Origin of the sequence: Burkholderia sp. Ax-1720 (genome assembly GCF_011753035.1) — a bacterium.
GTDB classification, from domain to species: Bacteria; Pseudomonadota; Gammaproteobacteria; order Burkholderiales; family Burkholderiaceae; genus Burkholderia; species Burkholderia gladioli.
Genome location: NZ_VWWK01000097.1, coordinates 1 through 14,471 on the forward strand (window position 1 = coordinate 1; position 14,471 = coordinate 14,471).

Sequence of the window (14,471 nt, forward strand, 5' to 3'; positions counted from 1 at the left end):
CCCGCGCCGCGCAGGTCCGCGAGGCGGAGCCGGCCGGCTCGCAAGCCGTCCCGGCAGCCGCCGCCAAGCCGGCCGCGCGCGCCGCGAATCTCTCGAATCCCGCCAGCGCCGCGATCGCCGACGAGATCAACGCGCGCATCGAGCGCATCGTCAACGAGACCGTGATGAACGAGCTCAGCGCGATGCGCGGCATGATGGAGGAGCAGTTCGCCGGCCTGGTATGGGGCGATCGCCAGCGCCGCAGCCCGCTGCACGGCGCGCTGACCAAGCGCCTGTTTTCGGCCGGCTTCTCGGCCCAGCTGGTGCGCACCGTGGTCGACAACCTGCCGGCCGAGCTGGCCGAGGGCAGCTTCGACGGCGCCTGCGACTGGGCCGAATCGGTGCTGGCCGGCAACCTGCCGGTGCTCGACAGCGAGGATGCGCTGATGGAGCGCGGCGGCGTGTTCGCGCTGATGGGCCCCACCGGGGTCGGCAAGACCACCACCACCGCCAAGCTCGCGGCGCGCTGCGTGATGCGCTTCGGCGCCAGCAAGGTGGCGCTGCTGACCACCGACAGCTACCGGATCGGCGGCCACGAGCAACTGCGCATCTTCGGCCGCATCCTCGGCGTGCCGGTGCATGCGGTGAAGGACGGCGGCGACCTGCAGCTCGCGCTCTCCGAGCTGCGCAACAAGCACATCGTGCTGATCGACACGATCGGCATGAGCCAGCGCGACCGTACCGTGTCCGACCAGATCGCCATGCTGCAGGGCGCCGACACGCCGGTGCAGCGCCTGCTGCTGCTCAACGCCACCAGCCACGGCGACACCCTCAACGAGGTGGTGCAGGCCTATCGCGGCGCGGGCCAGCCCGACCTGGCCGGCTGCATCCTGACCAAGCTCGACGAGGCCACCAACCTCGGCGGCGTGCTCGACACGGTGATCCGCTACCAACTGCCGGTGCACTACGTGTCGACCGGGCAGAAGGTGCCGGAGAACCTCTACGTGGCGACCCGCAAGTTCCTGCTCAAGAGCGCCTTCTGCGTGCCGCGCGACGGCTCGCCCTTCGTGCCGCACGACGACGAACTGCCCGGCATGCTGTCGGCCCTTGCCGGCCGCCCGGGCGCCGGACATCACGAGGTCTACTTTGGATAAGCACACCACCGATCAAGCCGAAGGGCTGCGGCGCCTGCTGGCCGGCCGCGCGACGCGCATCGTCGCGGTGACGGGCGGCCCGGCCGGGGTCGGCTGCACCACCACGGTGGTCAACCTGGCGGCGGCGCTGGCCGCGCTGGGCAAGGACGTGCTGGTGGTCGACGAACGCTCCGACGTGGATTCGGCCGCCGCCACGCTGGCCGGCTCCTGGGTGCGCACCGGCAGCACGGTGCGCCACGCGGCCGGCTTCTCGATCTGCGTGGCCGCCGAGCTGGCGCGCGACGGCTATGACGATGCCCGCCTTGCCGCCTACCTGGACGGCGCGGCCGACATCGTGCTGGTCGATGCGCAGCGCGACGCCGAGGGCGCGTTCTCCGCGCTCGCGCGCGCCGCCAACGACGTGCTGGTGGTGACCCGCGTGGCGGGCCCGGCCATCACCGAGGCCTATGCCTGCATGAAGCGGCTGCACTACGCGCATGCGCTCGCGCAGTTCCGGGTGCTGGTCAACCACGTGCAGAGCGCGGCCGACGCGCGCGCGGCCTACGAGAACCTGGCCGGGGTGGCGAGCCGTTACCTGAGCGTGGCGCTCGACGAGGGTGGCTACGTGAGCGCCGATCCGCTGGTGGCGCGCGCCCGCGAGCTGGTGCACACGGTGGTCGACGCCTTCCCCTCGGCGGCCGCCGCGCGCGACTACCGGCAGATCGCGCAGGACCTGCTGTACTGGCCGATGCGCCCGGCGCGCGCGGCCGGCCGGGCCTATGCCGGGCATCCGGCGATCGAACGGGGCGCGGCGCACGCCGCCTGACCCACGGGCACTCTGGAGGGAGCCGATGTACAACGCTCAAGGAAAACTGTCCACGTCCGCGACGATGGCCGAAGCGGGAATGGGGCAAGCCGAGGTGCTCGCCAAGTACGCGCCGCTGGTGCGTCGCCTGGGGCTGCAGCTGGTGGCGAAGATGCCGGCCAGCGTCGACCTCGACGACCTGATCCAGGCCGGCATGATCGGCCTGCTCGATGCCGCGAGCCGCTACAAGGAAGACCAGGGCGCGCAGTTCGAGACCTATGCCACGCAGCGCATCCGCGGCGCGATGCTCGACGAGCTGCGCAGCAACGACTGGCTGCCGCGCAGCCTGCGCAAGACCTCGCGCGAGGTGGAGCAGGCCGTGCATCGCGTCGAGCAGCAGCTCGGCCGTTCCGCCAACGAGAGCGAGATCGCCTCGCACCTGGACATGCCGCTGCCCGATTACCAGTCGATGCTGCAGGACCTGCACGGCAGCCAGCTGATCTACTACGAGGATTTCGATCGTTCCGCCGACGATGAGCCCTTCCTCGACCGTTATCGAGTCGATCATTCCGACCCGCTTTCCGCGCTGCTCGACGACCACCTGCGCGCCGCGCTGGTGGAGGCCATCGAGCGGCTGCCCGAGCGCGAGAAGCTGCTGATGTCGCTCTATTACGAGCGGGGCCTGAACCTGCGCGAGATCGGCGCGGTGCTTGAGGTCAGCGAATCGCGCGTGTGCCAGCTGCACAGCCAGGCGGTGGCGCGGCTGCGCGCGCGCCTGCGCGAACAGGCCTGGGTCGGCGCCGAGCACTGAGGCCGGCCGCCGCGCGAGCGGCGCGTCCTGCCCCCGTCCCGGCATTTCGGGACCGATCGAGGCGATTTCAAATAGATACGTATTCCCGCATCGTGCGTGCGGGAATTCTTCGCGGCTCTTTGCTACAATCGCTGCTCGTTTCCAAGGAGCGTTGCGACAGGCATCGGCCTGCCAGGCTTGGAAATCTTCACCGCGCGGCACTTGCCCGCCTGGCGCCGAGTCCTCCCGACTTGCCGCGCCGGCCAGGCTCGCCGCACTCTGAACGGCGCTCACGTCACCAATCTTTGACCAAGAAAGGAGGGCGTGATGAACGCCGTTATCGACTCGAAAGCCTCGCAAGACTACCTCGTCGCCGACCTGGCACTGGCTGCCTGGGGCCGCAAGGAACTGACCATCGCCGAGACCGAAATGCCCGGCCTGATGCAGATCCGCGACGAATACAAGGCAGCGCAGCCGCTCAAGGGCGCGCGCATCGCCGGCTCGCTGCACATGACGATCCAGACGGGCGTGCTGATCGAGACGCTCAAGGCGCTCGGCGCCGACGTGCGCTGGGCCTCGTGCAACATCTTCTCGACCCAGGACCACGCGGCCGCCGCGATCGTCGAAGCCGGCACGCCGGTGTTCGCCTACAAGGGCGAGACGCTCGACGAATACTGGGAATACTCGCACCGCATCTTCGAATGGCCGAACGGCGAGTTCGCCAACATGATCCTCGACGACGGCGGCGACGCGACCCTGCTGCTGATCCTCGGCTCGAAGGCCGAGAAGGACCGCTCGGTGATCGGCAAGCCGACCAACGAGGAAGAAGTGGCGCTCTACAAGTCGATCGCCGCTCACCTGGACATCGATCCGCAGTGGTACTCGAAGCGCCTGTCGCACATCAAGGGCGTGACGGAAGAAACCACCACCGGCGTGCATCGCCTGTACCAGATGGAAAAGGACGGCCGCCTGCCGTTCCCGGCCTTCAACGTCAACGACTCGGTCACCAAGTCGAAGTTCGACAACCTGTACGGCTGCCGTGAATCGCTGGTGGACGGCATCAAGCGCGCCACCGACGTGATGATCGCCGGCAAGATCGCGGTGGTGGCCGGCTACGGCGACGTGGGCAAGGGCTGCGCGCAGTCGCTGCGCGGCCTGGGCGCGACCGTGTGGGTCACCGAAATCGATCCGATCTGCGCGCTGCAGGCGGCGATGGAAGGCTACCGCGTGGTGACGATGGAATACGCGGCCGACAAGGCCGACATCTTCGTCACGGCCACCGGCAACTTCCACGTGATCGGCCACGACCACATGAAGGCGATGCGCCACAACGCGATCGTCTGCAACATCGGCCACTTCGACTCGGAAATCGACATCGCGTCGACGCGCCAGTACCAGTGGGAAAACATCAAGCCGCAAGTCGATCACATCATCTTCCCGGACGGCAAGCGCGTGATCCTGCTGGCCGAAGGCCGCCTGGTCAACCTCGGCTGCGCCACGGGCCACCCGTCCTTCGTGATGTCGAACTCGTTCGCCAACCAGACGCTCGCGCAGATCGAACTGTTCGTGCGCGGCGAGCAGTACGAGAACAAGGTCTACGTGCTGCCCAAGCACCTCGACGAGAAGGTCGCGCGCCTGCACCTGGCCCGCATCGGTGCCAACCTGACGGTGCTGTCGGCCGAGCAGGCTTCGTACATCGGCGTGTCGCAGGACGGTCCGTTCAAGCCGAACCACTACCGTTACTGATCCCGCGCCCGGCCTCGCGCCGGGCACGGGCGTAGCGCGCCGCGCCCCTTCGCGGTTTCGGGGCCGGCGCGCCGCGCATCGCGCCGGCCGCATGCGCGGCCCGACCGGGTCGCGTCGAGCGGCCCGGTTTTTTTGCATTAGGAGCCCTTCACATGACCGTCATCCTGACCTGGATCATCAATGCCCTCGCGCTGCTGATCATCACCTACCTGGTGCCCTCGATCCACATCAAGAGCTTCGGGACGGCGCTCATCATCGCGGTCGTGCTCGGCCTGATCAACACCATCATCCGGCCGGTGCTGATCCTGCTGACCCTGCCGGTGACGATCGTCACGCTCGGCCTGTTCATCCTGGTGGTCAACGCGCTCTGCTTCTGGTTCGCGTCCTCGCTGCTCAAGGGCTTCGAGGTATCGGGATTCTGGTCGGCGTTCTTCGGGTCGATCCTGTACAGCATCGTGTCGTGGCTCCTGTCCGCCCTGATCTTCGGCCAGCGCAACCTGGGCTGACGGGGATCCCTCCCGAATCATGAAACCGATCGAACTCTCCCTGGAATTCTTCCCGCCGAAGACGGCGGAGGGCGCCGACAAGCTGCGTGCCACGCGCGCGCAACTGTTGCCGCTCAAGCCGAAGTTCGTCTCCGTGACCTTCGGCGCCGGCGGCTCGACGCAGCAAGGCACGCTCGACACCGTGCTCGACATGCAGAAGGACGGCCTGTCGGCCGCCCCGCACCTGTCGTGCATCGGCTCGTCGAAGGACAACCTGCGCGCGATCCTGGACCAGTACCGCTCGCACGGCATCCGCCAGATCGTGGCGCTGCGCGGCGACCTGCCCTCGGGCATGGGCGAGGTCGGCGAGCTGCGCTATGCCTCCGACCTGGTGCGTTTCATCCGCGCCGAGCATGGCGACTGGTTCCACCTGGAAGTGGCCGCCTACCCGGAATACCATCCGCAGTCGCGTTCGCCGAAGCAGGACCTCCAGCACTTCGCCGACAAGGTGAAGGCCGGCGCGAACTCGGCGATCACGCAGTACTTCTTCAACGCGGACGCGTATTTCCGTTTCGTCGACGATGCCGCGCGGCTCGGCGTCGAGGTGCCGATCGTGCCCGGCATCATGCCGATCACGAACTACTCGCAGCTGATGCGCTTCTCCGAGATGTGCGGCGCCGAAGTGCCGCGCTGGATCGCGCGCCGGCTGGAGAGCTTCGGCGACGATCGCGAATCGATCCGCGCCTTCGGCACCGACGTGATCACCGCGATGTGCGACCGGCTGATCAAGCAGGGCGTGCCGGGTCTGCATTTCTACACGCTCAACCTGGCCACGCCGACGCGCGCGGTCTGCGAACGGCTCGGTCTGTCGGGCTGAACGCGGGCGGCGGGCGGCCCTTTGCCCGGGCTGCCGGCAAACGAAAAACGGACCGCTTCCGGTCCGTTTTTTTTCGTCCGCGCCCCGTCGAGGCATGACGGGAAGCCGGGCTGCCCGCCTACAGGTTCTCGGCGAGGAACTGCAGGGTGCGGCCGTGCGCGAGTGCGGCGGCGCGCTGGTTGTAGGAGGCGCGCACATTGCAGTTGAAGCCGTGGTCGGCCTCGGGGTAGAGATGCACGGCGGCGTTCGGGCGGCCCGCGAAGGCGGCCTTCACCTGCTCGACGTGCTCGGGCGTGATGCCGTGATCGAGCCCGGCATAGTGGAACAGGATCGGCTGGGTGATGTGGTTGGCCACGTCCAGGTGGTTCTGGATGCCGCCGCCGTAATAGGCCACCGCCACGTCGAACGCGCCGGAGGCAGCCGCCAGATAGGCGAGCCGGCCGCCGAAGCAGTAGCCGATCCCGGCCACCTTGCCCTCGACCTCGGGACGCGCGCGCAGCGCGGCGGCCGCCGCGGCGATGTCGGCCGCGGCCTGGTGCACGTCGGTCTTCTGCAGCAGCTCGATGCCCTTGTCGCGGTCGGCGCCTTCATAACCGAGCTCGACGCGCGGCTGGGTGCGCCAGAACACGTCCGGCGCGAGCGCCACGTAGCCGTCGGCCGCGTACTGGTCGGCGACCGAGCGGATATGGCTGTTCACGCCGAAGATCTCCTGGACGATGAGCACGGCCGGGCCCTTGCCGCCCTTGGGCAACGCGAGGTAGCCGCCAAATGATTCCTGGCCGGCGGGGATGTCGATCCATTGCGAACTCATGCTGTTCTCCAGATGGCGGGCGCGCGCGACGATGGCGCGGCCACGGTGAAAAGGGCGGCGTCAGTGTGCCATCGTTCGCGCTTCGCTGCAGTGCGTCAGGCGCTTGTAGGTTTGGGCGCGATGCGGCCGCGCCGCGCGGGCATCCCGGCTCTCATTTTTCCAGATAGCGGCGATCACGAGGTTTCATTATCCGGCGCGCTCCGGCTTCGCTAGAGTCGAAGCCGAACCCATCGACCGCGCGCGCCTCGCGTGTCCCGGCCGCGCCTTCCCCGGAGCCCTGCCATGTCCCCTGCCTCGCCGTCCGCCGTTTCCTTCGCCGAACGTTTCGGCCTGCGCCTGCCGCTGGTGCAGGCGCCGATGCTGGGCGCGAGCCCCGCCGCGATGGTGGCCGCGGTCTCGAACGCCGGCGCGCTCGGCAGCCTCGGCGGCGCCGGCCTCGCGCCTGAGCGGCTCGCCGCCGAGATCGAGACGATCCGCGCGGCCACCCCGCGCGCCTTCGCGGTGAACCTGTTCGTGCTCGACGAGGCGCGTCCCGACGAGGCCACCGTGCGTCGCGCGCTGGCGGCGATCGATCCGCTGCGCGCGCGCTTCGGCCTGGCTCCCGGCGCGCCGCTGGCGCGCTACGCGCCCGATGCCGAGGCCCAGCTCGAGGTGCTGATCGCCGCGCGCGTGCCGATCGCGAGCTTCACTTTCGGCGTGTTGAGCGCGGCCCAGGTGCAGCGCCTGCACGCGGCCGGCTGCTACGTGATCGGCACGGCCACCCACGTGGCCGAGGGCATCGCCTGGCGCGATGCCGGCGCCGACGCGATCTGCGCGCAGGGCGCCGAGGCGGGCGGCCATCGCGGCACCTTCATCGGCCGCGCCGAGGATGCGCTGGTCGGCACCATGGCGTTGGTGCCGCAGTTGATCGACGCGACCGGGCTGCCGGTGCTGGCCGCGGGCGGCATCATGGACGGACGCGGCATCGCCGCGGCGATCGCCCTGGGTGCGCAGGCCGCGCAGCTGGGCACGGCCTTCCTGGCCTGCGCGGAAAGCGGGATCTCGCAGCCGTGGCGCGAGCAACTGGCCAGTGCCGGCGACACCGCGACGCTCGTCACCGACGCGATCTCGGGCCGTCATGCGCGCGGCATCCGCAATGCGATGATTTCGACGCTGTCCGCGCAGGCGGAAACGATTGCGCCGTATCCAGTGCAGAACGCGCTGACCCAGGAATTGCGGCAGGCCGCCGGCCGCGCGGGCGATGCGGATTACCTGTCGCTGTGGTCGGGCCAGGGCGGCCCGCTGGGTCGGCGGCGCGGCCAGGGCCTGCCCGCAGCGGCGCTGGTGGAGGCGCTCGACGGCGAATGGCGCGAAGCGCTCGCGCGTTTCGCGAAGCTGTCTTGAACCCCGGCGCCCCGCATTGAACGGGCCGATTCGGTGCTGCATGGCAGTGAATTGTTTCCGGCCGAAGTCATTGATCCGCAACATCATCCGGCGATTAATCCAGTGAATAAAACAACCCTTCGTCATCCCGAATGAATTAGCGGAAACCCTTACCCACCAAGGGTTTCCGTAATCCCATACAGGCTGTCGCATGGCCGCGACATCGGTAGTGCTCCCACTATTCCAAAAAGATCCCACAAATTAATTTGATCACCTACACTTGCGCGCAAGTACGGTGAGACGCCCGCTACAAGCGGTTGCCTCGGGTGCTTGCAGCCACGTGCATGACAGATGCGGCCGGCGAAACTCCAGTGGTGGAAGACACCGGGGATGGAGCGGGGAACCGGCGATGGCATTTTTTGGATCGAAACTGGAGACTTCCATGAATATCAAGATGCAAAAGCTGTTGCCGATCAGCGCGGCGGTGATGGTGTTTGCGGCGTTCGCGACGAACGCGTCGGCCGACCAGGTCGTGAAGATCGGCCACGTCGCGCCGTTGACGGGCGGTATCGCCCACCTCGGCAAGGACAATGAAAACGGTGCCCGTCTCGCGGTCGAGGAAATCAACGCGAAGGGCCTGACGATCGGCGGCCAGAAGATCACGCTCCAGCTCGATGCCCAGGACGACGCGGCCGACCCGCGTACCGCCACCCAGGTTGCCCAGAAGCTGGTCGACGACAAGGTCGTCGCCGTGGTGGGCCACCTGAACTCGGGTACCACGATCCCGGCCTCGAAGATCTACAGCGATGCCGGCATCGTCCAGATCTCGCCGTCGGCCACCAACCCGGCCTACACGCAGCAAGGTTTCAAGACCGCCTACCGGGTGGTCGCGACCGATGCGCAGCAAGGCCCGGCACTGGCCAACTACGCGCTGTCGAAGGGCTTCAAGTCGGTGGCGGTGGTCGACGACTCGACCGCTTACGGCCAGGGCCTGGCCAACGAATTCGAGAAGAAGGCCAAGGCGCTCGGCCTGAAGGTGCTCTCGCACGACGCGACCAACGACAAGGCGGTCGACTTCCGCGCGATCCTGACCAAGATCAAGGGCGAAAACCCGGACGCGATCATGTACGGCGGCATGGATGCCACCGGCGGCCCGTTCGCCAAGCAGGCCAAGCAGCTCGGCCTGCGCGCCAAGGTGCTGGCCGGCGACGGCGTGTGTACCGAGCAGCTTTCGGACCTGGCGGGCGACGCCTCGGCGAACGTGATCTGCTCGCAGGCCGGCGCGGCCCTCGAGAAGATGCCGGGCGGCGCGGAATTCCAGGCCAAGTACCAGAAGCGTTTCGGCCAGCCGATCCAGATCTACTCGCCGTTCACCTATGACGCCGTGTACATCATCGTCGATGCGATGAAGCGCGCGAACTCGGTGGACGCGGCCAAGATCCTGGCGCAAATGCCGACCACTGACTACAAGGGCGTGATCGGCGAGACCGTGTTCGATTCGAAGGGCGACCTGAAGCACGGCGTGATCTCGCTGTACGACTACAAGGGCGGCAAGAAGTCCTTCCTTGATCAGGTCAAGATGTAAGCTGCGGCCGCAGAGGGGGTAAAGGGCGCCCGTCGAGAGACGGGCGCCTTTTCTTTTGGCGCCGCTGCAGCGACCCGGAACGGTTCAGACCTTCAGCCGCAGCATCACCTTGGGCGCCGCGACGGCGACGATCGCCGCGCACAGCGCGACGATGCCGAGCCCGACCGGCAGCCCGGCCGCCTGGGCGACCGCGCCGATCACCACCGGCCCGAACATCAGCCCGAAGTAGGCGAGGCCCGCCACGTGCGCGAGGCCTTCGGCCGGCGAGATGCCGGCCACCCGCGCGGCCGCCGCGAACAGCAGCGGCATCATGTTGGCCAGGCCCAGGCCCATCATCGTGAAGCCGACCAGGGCCGGCACCGGCTCGGGCAGCAGCAGCGCGCCGAGCATCCCCACGCAGGCGAAGCTGGCGCTGGCGAACACCAGTTGCGGCGCGCCGAAGCGGGCGCGCACGAAGTCGCCGGCGAAACGGCCGGCGGCCATGCCGCCCGAGAAGGCCGCGTAGGCCGCGCTCGCGAAGGCCGGCGTGGCGGCCACCACGTCGCGCATGTAGACGGTGGCCCAGTCGTACATCGCGCCTTCGGCGATCAGCGAGACCAGCGCGATCGCGCCGAGCATCCACAGCGCCGGCGAGCGCCAGCGATTGCCCGAGCGGCCGTGCCCGGCCTCGGCGTGCGGCACATGCGGCAGCACGGCCGGGCAGGCGATCACCAGGATCACCGCGCACAGCAGCGAGGCCAGCGCGAGGTGCAGGCTGGGCGCCATGCCGGCCGACAGCGCGATGCCGCCGAGCGCGGCGCCGGCCAGGCCGCCGATGCTGAACATGCCGTGCAGCATCGAGATGATCGGCCGGCCGAAGGCGATCTCGACCGCGCTGGCCTCGGCGTTCATCGCCACGTCGAGGGTGGCCATGCTGAAGCCGAACAGCATCAGCACCACGATCAGCAGCGCGTAGCTCGGCGCCACCAGGATCAGCGCGCCGAACACCGACATGCCGATGCCGCCGGCCAGGCAGGCAGTGCGCGTGCCGACCCGGGCGATCCATTTCGCATTGGTGGTCATCGCCACGATCGAGCCGATCGCCACCGCCAGCAGGGCCAGCGAGAGCAGGGCCGGGCTCAGCGCGAAGCGGTCGCGCACGGTGGGCACGTGCACGCCCCAGGACGCATACATCATGCCGGCGATGAAGAACAGGGCCATGGTCGCCAGGCGCGCGCGCCGGCGATCGTCCGAGGACAGGTCGCGGTGGGCGGCGGGCAGCGGCGGCAGCTGGGGGGAATGGTCGGACACGGTGAGCTCGGCAGCGCGCGGCGCGGCGGGACGCACCCGCCGCTCGCGCGGATCGGTTTGGAATCGGAGGCGCGCGGCGCCCGCGGCCGGCGGGCCTGGGCGACAATGCGCGCAAGCGCCCGATTCTAACGGAGCGTCGTGCCCGGCGCTCTCGGCCGGGCGTCCCCCGGAGCCAGGAAGGAGCCTGCCTTGCACATCCCCGCCGAATTGCCGATCCACCTGCTGCACCGCCGGCAGGTCGCCACGCTGGCGACGCATGCGCGCGAGCCGGCCGGTTTTCCCTATCCGAGCGCGCTGCCGTACGCGACCGATGCGCGGCACCGGCCGGTGATCCTGGTCAGTGCGCTGGCCGAGCACACGCGCAATCTCGATGCCGATCCGCGCGCGGGTTTCCTGGTCGCCGACGAGGCGCCGCCGGTGGCGGTCGCGCCGCTCGCGCCGGCCGATACTTCGGCGCACGAGGCGGCGAACGATGCGGCGGCACCGGCCGCGGCGGTGCTCGAGGCGCAGCGCATGACCGTGCTCGGCCGCTTCACGGCGGCCGGGGACGATGCCCATCTCGCCGCCCGCTACCAGCGTTACCACCCCGATGCGGCCCGGTATCTCGCGCTCGGCGATTTCAGCCTGCGCGTGCTCGAGATCGAACGCCTGCGCTTCATCGGCGGTTTCGGCCGCATGGGCTGGGTCGAGTCGGCGGCGCTCGATGCGCTGCCGCCGCTGTCCTTCGAGGAGGAGCAGGCGCTGTGGGCGTCATATCCCGGCGGCAATAACGAGGCGATTTGCCTGCTCGGCGTCGATCGTTTCGGCGCGGATTGGCGAATCGCGGGACGCTTGCAACGGACGAATTTCGGCGAAGCGGCGCATGATTTCACGGCGCTGGAGTTGGCCTTGCGCGAGATTTCGGCGAATTTCGGGCTGCCTCGATAGACAATGCGATCGGCTTTCCGATATCGTCGATCGAATTCATGCACTTTTTCGGTGCATTAGGATTTGTCCGAAATCGGGTCGAAGTTGTCGCAGCATGAAAACTTTCAAATGTCCGGCATGCCGGCCGTTGCGCGTCCTGAGAGCATGAATATATGAACAAATTCTGCCTAATCGATTGCGTCAATCATTTAAGCGGTAATTGAATTGCCGTTCAAGCTTCAGATTCCTTGATGATTAATCACAATCCGGAACATTTATTTGCGTTGCGGACGATTCCCCAGATTGTTTTTTGTGCTAATCTCTGCCTCCATAATCCGAGGCATCGTTACGTGAAAATGGTTCAGCCGGCACAGACCGGTTCCGTTTAGTCAGAGAAAAAGGGAATATATGTCTTCTTACAAGGACCTTCTCGCACAGCGGGAAAAGCTGGAGAAGCAAATCGAGGAAGCCAAGGCGAGTGAATATGCCGCGGTCCTCAACGACGTGAAACAGAAGATCTCCGATTACGGCTTCTCGCTTGCCGAACTCGGTCTGAAGGGTGCCAAGGCGGCCAAGGCCGGCCGTGCCCGCGCCGGTGTCGCCGCGAAGTATCGCGATCCGGAATCGGGCGCGACGTGGTCGGGGCGCGGCAAGCCGCCGCGCTGGATCGCCGGCAAGAATCGCGAGCAATTCGCGATCTGAATCCCGAAGGCGGCTTAAACCCGAGCCGTCTCCCGGAAAAATGAAGGCCATTCATCTCGTCGGCGAGATGGGTGGCCTTTTGTTTAGTTATCTAGACAACCGGGGCCGTATCGCGACGAGCCTAATCGGTCTCGTTGCCGCCATGGTCGCCCGGCCTCATCCATAAGCACCTGATTTGCCGCGTTTTTTCAGGCATCGCCAAGGGGCCGGCCGGCTGCCTTGATAGAATCTCAGAATTGCGGCTTCCAGCGGTAATCCATGTCCACATTTACCGTCGACGATCCCGATCACGAAAAACATGCCGTGGCGCGCAAGACCACGGGTGTCAGCATTGCACTGAATGTGGTGCTGGCCACATTACAGATGGCTATCGGCTCTATTGCGCATTCGCAGGCATTGATTGCCGATGGCGTCCATTCCTTATCCGATCTGGTTTCCGATTTCATCGTATTGATTGCCAATCGGCATAGCGGCGCGCAGCCCGATGCCGATCACAATTACGGCCATAGCCGATACGAAACGGTCGCTTCGCTGCTGCTCGGCGCGATCCTGATCACGGTCGGGATCGGCATGTTGTGGCGCGCCGGCGACCGGCTGGTCGACCTCGACGCGATCCCGGCGGTGCATGCGATCGCGCTGCCGGTGGCGGTGCTGGTGGTGATCTCGAAGGAGGCGCTGTTCCGCTACATGCTGCGCGAGGCGCGCCGCGTGCGCTCGGCCCTGCTGGTGGCGAACGCCTGGCATGCGCGCTCCGACGCGGCTTCCTCGCTGGTGGTGGCGATCGGCATCGTCGGCAGCCTGGCGGGGATCAAGCTGCTGGATCCGATCGCGGCGGCGATCGTCGGCTTCATGGTCGCGCGCATGGGCTGGAGTTTCGGCTGGAACGCCCTGCAGGACCTGTCCGATCGCGCGCTCGACGCGCGCGCGGCCGACGAGATCCGCGCGCGGCTGGTCGCCACACCCGGCGTGCGCGAGGTGCACGAGCTGCGCACCCGCAAGATGGGCGATGCCGCGGTGGTCGACGCGCACATCCTGGTCGATCCGATGATCTCGGTCTCGGAAGGGCACTTCATCGCGGAAACGGCGCGCGCCCGCGTGCTCGAGGATCCGCGCGTGGTGGATGCGCTGATCCATGTCGATCCCGAGCACGATGCGCTCTGGCGCCGTTCCGCGCTGGCGCTGCCGCCGCGCGACGAGATCGTGGCCAGGCTCGACGCGGCGCTGGCCGAACTCGGCCTGCGCGCGGCGGCCGTGCGGCTGCACTACCTGAGCGGCGGGCTCGAGGTCGATATCACGCTGGCCGCGCCGGGATCGGCGCCGGGGCAGGCGGTCGATGCGGCCGCGTTGCGGGAGCGGCTGGGGGTGAAACGCGTCGGTATCGAGTGGGCGCCGCCGGGCGAAGCGGCAGAGTTGGGCGGGGCGACCGGGATGGAGCGGCCGCCGGCGGCCTGAGCGCCGTGAACGCGGCGCCGGCGCCGATGGCCGGCGCCCGCCGCCTCACAGCGGCAGTTGCGTGTCGAACTTGATTTCGCGCAGCACCACGCTGGTCCGCACCTGCGAGACGGCCGGGATCTTGAAGATCCGCTCGTGCAGGAACACGTCATAGGCCTTGATGTCGGGCGCCACGATCTTGAGGATGTAGTCGGCCTCGCCGGTGGTGCTGTAGCACTCGGTCACCTCGGGGCAGGTCGCGATCTCGCGCTCGAACTGCTCGACGCCGCCCTCGTTGTGGCGCGTCAGGTGCACGTGGGCCAGCGCGCAGACGTGCAGGCCGAGCTTCTCGCGATCGAGCAGCGCGGTGTAGCGCTGGATCACGCCGGATTGCTCCATGTCCTTGATGCGCCGCCAGCAGGGCGTGCTCGACAGGCCGACCTGGTCGGAGATTTCCTGCACCGAGCGGCGTGCGTCGAGCTGCAGCAGGCGCAGGATCTTTTGCGAGAAGGAATCGAGTATCACCGGCATCTCCGGGAGGGCGGCTGGAACGCCCACATGTTAGAGGT

14 protein-coding genes and 1 riboswitch are annotated in these 14,471 nt (G+C 67.7%); of the genes, 11 read left to right on the forward strand and 3 right to left on the reverse strand.

The annotated features are described in order from the left end of the window. The 6 genes from flhF to metF form a co-directional block, all read left to right on the forward strand. Positions 1-1,133, forward strand: a 1,133-nt coding sequence (gene flhF, locus F3J18_RS23590; RefSeq protein ID WP_166914537.1) for a flagellar biosynthesis protein FlhF, incomplete at its 5' end; no start/stop codon positions are given. Next, a complete protein-coding gene (locus F3J18_RS23595; protein WP_025099984.1) occupies positions 1,126-1,938 on the forward strand; it encodes an AAA family ATPase in 813 nt (270 codons plus the stop codon). The genes flhF and F3J18_RS23595, both read left to right, overlap by 8 nt. Before the next feature lie 64 nt (positions 1,939-2,002). Further along, positions 2,003-2,728, forward strand: coding sequence for an RNA polymerase sigma factor FliA (locus tag F3J18_RS23600; RefSeq protein WP_161783299.1), 726 nt, complete (start codon positions 2,003-2,005; stop codon positions 2,726-2,728). Between the two features lie 137 nt (positions 2,729-2,865). Continuing rightward, positions 2,866-3,006: riboswitch (S-adenosyl-L-homocysteine riboswitch) on the forward strand. 28 nt (positions 3,007-3,034) lie between these two features. After that, on the forward strand, positions 3,035-4,453 hold the full coding sequence (ahcY, locus tag F3J18_RS23605; protein ID WP_013696292.1) for an adenosylhomocysteinase: 1,419 nt from the start codon (positions 3,035-3,037) through the stop codon (positions 4,451-4,453). Positions 4,454-4,605: 152 nt separating this feature from the next. Further along, complete coding sequence (locus F3J18_RS23610; protein ID WP_013696293.1) at positions 4,606-4,959, forward strand: phage holin family protein; 354 nt, start codon at positions 4,606-4,608, stop codon at positions 4,957-4,959. Between the two features lie 19 nt (positions 4,960-4,978). After that, positions 4,979-5,815, forward strand: coding sequence for a methylenetetrahydrofolate reductase [NAD(P)H] (metF, locus tag F3J18_RS23615; RefSeq protein ID WP_025099982.1), 837 nt, complete (start codon positions 4,979-4,981; stop codon positions 5,813-5,815). A 118-nt stretch (positions 5,816-5,933) separates the two neighbouring features. Here the strand turns inward: metF and F3J18_RS23620 are convergent, their stop codons facing one another. Then, complete coding sequence (locus F3J18_RS23620; protein ID WP_166914539.1) at positions 5,934-6,626, reverse strand: dienelactone hydrolase family protein; 693 nt, start codon at positions 6,624-6,626, stop codon at positions 5,934-5,936. Between the two features lie 282 nt (positions 6,627-6,908). Here F3J18_RS23620 and F3J18_RS23625 point away from each other — a divergent pair, with 282 nt between their 5' ends. Both F3J18_RS23625 and F3J18_RS23630 read left to right on the forward strand, forming a co-directional pair. Next, complete coding sequence (locus F3J18_RS23625; RefSeq protein WP_166914541.1) at positions 6,909-8,009, forward strand: nitronate monooxygenase; 1,101 nt, start codon at positions 6,909-6,911, stop codon at positions 8,007-8,009. 421 nt (positions 8,010-8,430) lie between these two features. Further along, positions 8,431-9,573 (forward strand): branched-chain amino acid ABC transporter substrate-binding protein, encoded by a 1,143-nt coding sequence (locus F3J18_RS23630; RefSeq protein ID WP_166914543.1) that lies wholly within the window; start codon positions 8,431-8,433, stop codon positions 9,571-9,573. A gap of 84 nt (positions 9,574-9,657) precedes the next feature. Here the strand turns inward: F3J18_RS23630 and F3J18_RS23635 are convergent, their stop codons facing one another. After that, a complete protein-coding gene (locus F3J18_RS23635) occupies positions 9,658-10,863 on the reverse strand; it encodes an MFS transporter (RefSeq protein ID WP_025101390.1) in 1,206 nt (401 codons plus the stop codon). A 189-nt stretch (positions 10,864-11,052) separates the two neighbouring features. Here F3J18_RS23635 and F3J18_RS23640 point away from each other — a divergent pair, with 189 nt between their 5' ends. The 3 genes from F3J18_RS23640 (at position 11,053) to F3J18_RS23650 (ending at position 13,923) form a co-directional block, all read left to right on the forward strand. After that, positions 11,053-11,790 (forward strand): pyridoxamine 5'-phosphate oxidase family protein, encoded by a 738-nt coding sequence (locus tag F3J18_RS23640; protein WP_166914545.1) that lies wholly within the window; start codon positions 11,053-11,055, stop codon positions 11,788-11,790. A 387-nt stretch (positions 11,791-12,177) separates the two neighbouring features. Next, a complete protein-coding gene (locus F3J18_RS23645; RefSeq protein ID WP_025101388.1) occupies positions 12,178-12,471 on the forward strand; it encodes an H-NS histone family protein in 294 nt (97 codons plus the stop codon). Between the two features lie 258 nt (positions 12,472-12,729). After that, positions 12,730-13,923, forward strand: coding sequence for a cation diffusion facilitator family transporter (locus F3J18_RS23650; protein WP_166914547.1), 1,194 nt, complete (start codon positions 12,730-12,732; stop codon positions 13,921-13,923). 45 nt (positions 13,924-13,968) lie between these two features. On the opposite strand, the gene F3J18_RS23655 is transcribed toward F3J18_RS23650, so the two are convergent. Then, the gene (locus tag F3J18_RS23655; protein WP_025101386.1) at positions 13,969-14,427 is read right to left on the reverse strand and encodes an Lrp/AsnC family transcriptional regulator; all 459 of its coding nucleotides are present in this window, start codon (positions 14,425-14,427) and stop codon (positions 13,969-13,971) included. Positions 14,428-14,471 lie beyond the last annotated feature (44 nt).